The sequence below is a fragment of the Kitasatospora sp. NPDC101176 genome, assembly GCF_044768035.1.
Lineage (GTDB): Bacteria > Actinomycetota > Actinomycetes > Streptomycetales > Streptomycetaceae > Kitasatospora.
This window is the reverse complement of the sequence record NZ_JBIWPA010000058.1, coordinates 1-5,644: the sequence shown is the minus strand read 5'-3', so window position 1 is coordinate 5,644 and position 5,644 is coordinate 1. Positions and strand designations below refer to the sequence as shown.

Below are 5,644 nucleotides of genomic sequence, written 5' to 3'. Positions count from 1 at the left end.
GCCCCGCCGCCTGGGTGGTGTGGGGGGTTTGGGGGCGGGCCATGGGCGCCGCCGCCTCCGGCGTGCGCACGGCCCTCCCCCCCCCCCCCCGGCCGGGGGGGGGGGGGCGGGGTCCGCCCCCGCCCCGCCCCCGTCCGACGGGCCGATCGGCCCTCCCGGGACGACCGGCCGGACCAGTGTCGGGAGGCGTTCGCCCCTGGGCTCGACGGCGGGCGCCGACGGACAGTGGCAGGGACGGAGCCCCCGGTGCGTCCGGCGCCGGGTCACCGCGAGCGCGCCTGGAGGCAGCCATGCGCCGTGTCATCCGCTTCCGCGACCTCGGCCGGGAGGACGTCGGCCTGGTCGGAGGCAAGAACGCCTCACTCGGCGAACTGATCAACGGCCTCGGCCCCGCCGGAGTACGGGTACCGGACGGTTTCGCCACCACCGCGGACGCCTACCGCGAACTGCTCGACACCGGTGGCCTGCGCGAGCGGATCGCCGAGCAGGTCGACCGGCTGCACGGGGGCGCCCCTCTGGCCGAGGTCGGCGCCGCGATCCGCTCCGCCGTCCTGGCCACTCCGCTGCCCGCCGCACTGACCCGGGACGTCCTGGCGGCCTACGGGCACCTCGCCCGCGAAGCCGGGCGCACCGACCCCGACGTCGCGGTGCGCAGCAGCGCCACCGCGGAGGACCTGCCGGAGGCGAGTTTCGCCGGCCAGCAGGAGACCTTCCTCAACGTCCGGGGCACCGAGGCCCTGCTGGACGCCTGCCGGCGCTGCTACACCTCCCTGTTCACCGACCGGGCGATCGACTACCGCGAGCGGATGGGCTTCGACCACCTCGCCATCGCCCTGTCCCTCGGCGTGCAGCTCATGGTGCGCTCCGATCTCGCGGGCGCCGGCGTGGTGTTCACCCTGGACACCGAGACCGGCTTCCCGGGCGTGGTCGTCATCAGTGCCGCGTGGGGGCTGGGCGAGACGGTGGTCAGCGGCCAGGTGGACCCGGACGAGTACACGGTGTTCAAGCCGGTGCTAAGGGACCACCACCTCGACCCGGTGGTCCAGGTGCAGCTGGGCGCGAAGCGCCGCAAGGCCGTGTACGGCGAGGACGGCTCGACCACGACCGTCGACACCGACGGGGCCGAGCGGGCTCGACCGGTCCTCGGCCAGGGCGACGTCCGCACCCTCGCCGAGTGGGCGGTGGCGGTCGAGGAGCACTACGGCTGCCCGATGGACCTGGAGTGGGCCAAGGACGGCATCAGCGGTCTGCTCTTCCTCGTCCAGGCCCGGCCGGAGACCGTGCAGTCCCGCCGACGGGGTGAGGTGCTGCGCCGCTTCCGGCTGACCGGTACGGGCGAGCGCCTGGTGGACGGCATCGCGGTGGGCGAGGCGGTCGGCGTCGGGCCGGTGTGCGCGCTGGCTGAGCCGGTCGGGCTGGAGCGCTTCCCGCAGGGCGCCGTCCTGGTCACGGAGATCACCGACCCGGACTGGGAGCCGCTGATGAAGCGCGCCGCCGCGATCGTCACCGACCACGGCGGGCGCACCTCGCACGCCGCGATCGTCAGCCGGGAGCTGGGCGTGCCGGCCGTGGTCGGCACCGGTTCGGCGACCGCCCTGCTGACCGGTGGGCGGGAGGTCACGGTGTCCTGCGCCGAGGGCGCGGAGGGCCACGTCTACGCGGGCCGGGTCTCCTACGAGGCGACCGAGACCGACCTCGGGTCGCTGCCGGCCACCCGGACCAAGGTGATGCTCAACCTCGCCGACCCAGGCGCAGCTTTCCGCTGGTGGCGGCTGCCGGCGGACGGCGTGGGCCTGGCCCGCACCGAGTTCGTGGTCGCCCACCAGGTGCGCGTCCACCCGATGGCGCTGCTCCACCCCGAGCGGCTGTCCGGCGAGGACCGGCGGCTGGTGGACGAGCTGACATACGGCTACCCGGACCGCACCGACTACTTCGTTGACCAGCTCGCCCAGGGCGTCGCCCGGATCGCCGCCTCCCGCTGGCCGGACCCGGTGGTGGTGCGCACCAGCGACTTCAAGACCAACGAGTACGCCCGGCTGGTCGGCGGTGCGCCGTTCGAGCCGGTCGAGGCCAATCCGATGATCGGCTGGCGCGGCGCGAGCCGCTACTACGACCCTGGCTACCGCGAGGGCTTCGCCCTGGAGTGCCGGGCGCTGCGCCGGACCCGTGACGAACTCGGGCTCACCAACGTGGTCGTGATGATTCCGTTCTGCCGCACCCCGCAGGAGGCCGACCGGGTGCTGGCCGTGATGGCCGACAACGGGCTCACCCGGGGCGCCAACGGCCTGCGGGTGTATGTCATGGCCGAGATCCCGGCCAACATCCTGCTCGCCGAGCAGTTCGCCGAACGCTTCGACGGCTTCTCGATCGGCAGCAACGACCTCACGCAGCTCACCCTCGGCGTCGACCGGGACTCCGGCCTGCTGGCTCATCTCTTCGACGAGCGCAACCCGGCGGTCACCCGCAGCATCGAATCCCTGATCGCCACCGCCCACGCGGCTGGCTGCCACGTCGGCCTCTGTGGCCAACGTCCCAGCAACGACCCGGACTTCACCCGTTTCCTGGTCCAGGCCGGAATCGACTCGGTCTCCGTCACCCCGGACAGCTCTGCCGTGGTGAAGCGCGCCGTGGCCACGGCCGAGGAATCCTGCTGACATGCCGTCCATGCCGGTACCGGGAACCGGCGGGGTGAGCGCCACGAGCGCGGCGACCACCCACCGGCAGGCACGGATGGCGACCGCCGAACGACACGAACGTGGAGATGTGTGTGATGAGTGAGAATGACGAACGGCCGGCCCGGATCGTTGTGGGAGTGGACGGATCTCCGGCTTCAAGGGCCGCACTGGCCTGGGCAGTCCGCTATGCCGAGGCCACCGGAGCCATCGTGGATGCGGTGATCGCCTGGCAGTATCCCGTCGGATACGGCTGGCCCGCACCTGTTCTCCAGTCGTTCGACTTCGAGGACAATGCCCGTCAGGCACTGGCCGACGCCGTGGGCGAGACGGGGGCTGACACACCTCAGGTCCAAATCCGACAGCACGTCGTCCAGGGCCATCCGGCCACCGCCCTCCTCGAATCCGCCGACGGCGCGCACCTGCTCGCCGTGGGCAACCGCGGACACGGCGGTTTCACTGGAGCACTCCTCGGCTCGGTCAGCCAGCACTGTGTCCATCACGCGAACTGTCCGGTCGTCGTCGTGCGTGACGAGACCGGACCTCGTCTCTGACCGCGACCGGCCGGGCGAGGCCACGGGGCGTCGCATGCATCTTCGGGCCACCCCCGTGCCCGATTCCGTTTTCCTACGTCTTCGCCCAGCCGTCGGTGACCGGGCCGGACGAGGTTGGAGGGACGTCGGAACCAGGTCGTCCACGGCGCCGACGGGCTTCTTCCCCGCCGCCACAGCTTCCTGCCAGAACGCGCTGAGACCCGCGCGACAGTCGACGGGTCGCGGCCGCACCTCGGCGCCCAGCGGCAACCGGGCGGCGCCGGTGCGAACGACCTTCAGTGGGTGAGCGGCACGAGCAACTCGATGCGGCCGTCGCGTAGGTGGTTGCGATGACCGTCGGTGAACTCCAGCCGCACGCTGTGGTCGGCCGGAAGGCCTACGACCACGGCGCTCTCGATTGCGCCGTACGACGAGTCGCGGTACACGCACACGCGGTCGCCGATGTGGAATTTCGCCGTCTCCGAGATGATCACCGAACTCACCTTCCGTCCACCTCGCCGGGACTCCTCCACCCTCGCGGACCCGGAACACCGCCCCCAGAGGCCGGGACCCCGGTGTGCGGGGCTCTCCCGCCCTCATCCCGCGGTACGTCCGGCCTTCCCGGCGAGCCGGTAGTGCCCCCGACAGGTCCTTGTCGGTGGGTCCATCGGTGGTCCGAACGGCCCTGCCGTGCGGAGCCCGGCGGTGGTCTTCTGGACGCAGGGGCCCGGTCGTCGCACGGCCCCCCAGCAGGCTCGGAACCGCCTCAGCAGTTGGAACCCCGTCCGGCCCGAGCCACCTGTCCCAGCCTGAGAAACCCAGGAGCCGATGATGACCACGACAGCCCCGAACCCGCTGCGCACCAAACGGTGGTCCCTGCGCCTCGACCTCTTCGAGGAGGGCGACACCACCAAGGTCCACGCCACCCTCGACACGGGCGACAACACCCTGGAGGCCCGCACCACCGCCCACCGCAACCCCCTCGACCCGCCCGTCCCGGAGATCGGCGACGAGTACGCCGCCGGCCGCGCCCTGATCGACCTCGGCCACCGGCTCCTGCGTGCGGGCCTCGCCGATGCGGCCGCCAATGACCGCTCCGCAGGTACCTGAGGCGACCCGCGCTATTCGCCGTCGCCCCGACGTTCACCGGCACCTACCCGCGTGACCTGTTCGACCCGGTCATCGACCTCAGCCGCTGGGTCTTCCGGGGCACGCCCTACGCCGCTCCGATGACGCACGAGCGCCCGCCCCCCAGATTCGACATGGGCGGCACCGAACCCACACGCCGAGGAGCGGACGGGAGACAGCCATGAGAGCGGCAGGAGCAGTACCGGTGGACACCGAGGCGTGGGTGGTCGACCGTCCCGGTCCGATGGGCGGGACGCGACCCGGGCCCCTGGCGTGGGAGCGACGGCCAGTGGACGCACCGGGGCCGCAGGAGATCCTGGTGCAGGTGGAGGCCTGCGGGGTGTGCCGCACCGACCTGCACCTGGCGGAGGGTGACCTCGTACCGAGGAGGGCGCGGTGCACGCCCGGGCACGAGGTCGTCGGGCAGGTCATCGCGACCGGCTCGGCGGTCGAGGGGTTCGCCGTCGGCGACCGGGCCGGGGTGGCCTGGCTCGCACGGACCTGCGGCACCTGCCCCTACTGCCGCAGCGGACGCGAGAACCTCTGCCCCGACTCGCGGTACACCGGCTGGGACCGACACGGCGGCTACGCCGGCCACCTGACCGCGGACGCCTGTTTCGCCTACCCCCTGCCCCAGGGCCCACCCGCCGAGGCACTCGCCCCGCTCTTGTGCGCAGGGATCATCGGCTACCGGGCCCTCGAACGGGCCGAACTCCCGGAAGGCGGCCTGCTGGGCATCTACGGCTTCGGCGCCTCCGCCCACCTGACCGCCCAACTCGCCCTCGCCCGGGGCGCCCGGGTGGCCGTGTTCACCCGTGCCCCCGCGGCGCGGCAACTGGCCCTGGACCTCGGTGCCGCCTTCGCCGGCGACTCCTACGACCCGTCCCCTGAACCCCTGGACGCCGCCATCCTCTTCGCCCCGGTCGGCGAGATGGTGCCACCCGCCCTGGCCGCCCTGGACCGCGGCGGCACTCTCGCCGTCGCCGGCATCCACCTCAGCGACATCCCGACGCTCGACTACCAACGCCACCTCTTCCAGGAACGCACGCTGCGCAGCGTCACCGCCAACACCCGGGCCGACGGCCTGGCCTACCTGGCGGAGGCCGCCCGGAGCCGCCCGGCCGTCCATGTGACCCGCTACCCCCTGCGACGGGCGGAGGAAGCGCTCGCGGACCTCGCCGCGGACCGGGTCAACGGCGTCGCCGTACTCCTCACGGACTAGATGATTGATGCCAAGGGCTCGCTGGCGCGCATGACATGAAGCGAGGGAGTCCAAAGATCGGTTGTGACGCCTGATCTGGACTCCCTCGC

5 protein-coding genes are annotated in these 5,644 nt (G+C 72.6%); 4 read left to right on the top strand and 1 reads right to left on the bottom strand.

Annotation, left to right across the window (positions count from 1 at the left end; all coding sequences use genetic code 11):
• The first annotated feature begins 290 nt into the window (after positions 1-290).
• Entirely contained in the window at positions 291-2,654 is a 2,364-nt protein-coding gene (gene ppsA / locus ACIRS1_RS38310; protein WP_402847298.1) for a phosphoenolpyruvate synthase, read from the top strand.
• Positions 2,655-2,770: 116 nt separating this feature from the next.
• Positions 2,771-3,226, top strand: coding sequence for a universal stress protein (locus ACIRS1_RS38305; protein ID WP_402847297.1), 456 nt, complete (start codon positions 2,771-2,773; stop codon positions 3,224-3,226).
• A 275-nt stretch (positions 3,227-3,501) separates the two neighbouring features.
• On the opposite strand, the gene ACIRS1_RS38300 is transcribed toward ACIRS1_RS38305, so the two are convergent.
• Complete coding sequence (locus ACIRS1_RS38300; RefSeq protein ID WP_402847296.1) at positions 3,502-3,699, bottom strand: hypothetical protein; 198 nt, start codon at positions 3,697-3,699, stop codon at positions 3,502-3,504.
• Positions 3,700-4,036: 337 nt separating this feature from the next.
• Between ACIRS1_RS38300 and ACIRS1_RS38295 the strand changes: the two genes are divergently transcribed.
• Together ACIRS1_RS38295 and ACIRS1_RS38290 are read left to right on the top strand one after the other, a co-directional pair.
• A complete protein-coding gene (locus ACIRS1_RS38295; protein WP_402847295.1) occupies positions 4,037-4,315 on the top strand; it encodes a dsRBD fold-containing protein in 279 nt (92 codons plus the stop codon).
• A 199-nt stretch (positions 4,316-4,514) separates the two neighbouring features.
• Positions 4,515-5,555 carry a zinc-dependent alcohol dehydrogenase family protein gene (locus ACIRS1_RS38290; RefSeq protein WP_402847293.1) on the top strand — a complete coding sequence of 347 codons (1,041 nt, stop codon included), beginning with the start codon at positions 4,515-4,517 and terminating at the stop codon, positions 5,553-5,555.
• Positions 5,556-5,644: the final 89 nt, after the last annotated feature.

What these genes read in the sequence shown, in the direction of transcription:
- ACIRS1_RS38295 (WP_402847295.1), top strand. Translation starts at nt 4,037, where the DNA reads ATGACCACGACAGCCCCGAACCCGCTGCGCACCAAACGGTGGTCCCTG.
- ACIRS1_RS38305 (WP_402847297.1), top strand. Translation starts at nt 2,771, where the DNA reads ATGAGTGAGAATGACGAACGGCCGGCCCGGATCGTTGTGGGAGTGGAC.
- ACIRS1_RS38290 (WP_402847293.1), top strand. Translation starts at nt 4,515, where the DNA reads ATGAGAGCGGCAGGAGCAGTACCGGTGGACACCGAGGCGTGGGTGGTC.
- ppsA (WP_402847298.1), top strand. Translation starts at nt 291, where the DNA reads ATGCGCCGTGTCATCCGCTTCCGCGACCTCGGCCGGGAGGACGTCGGC.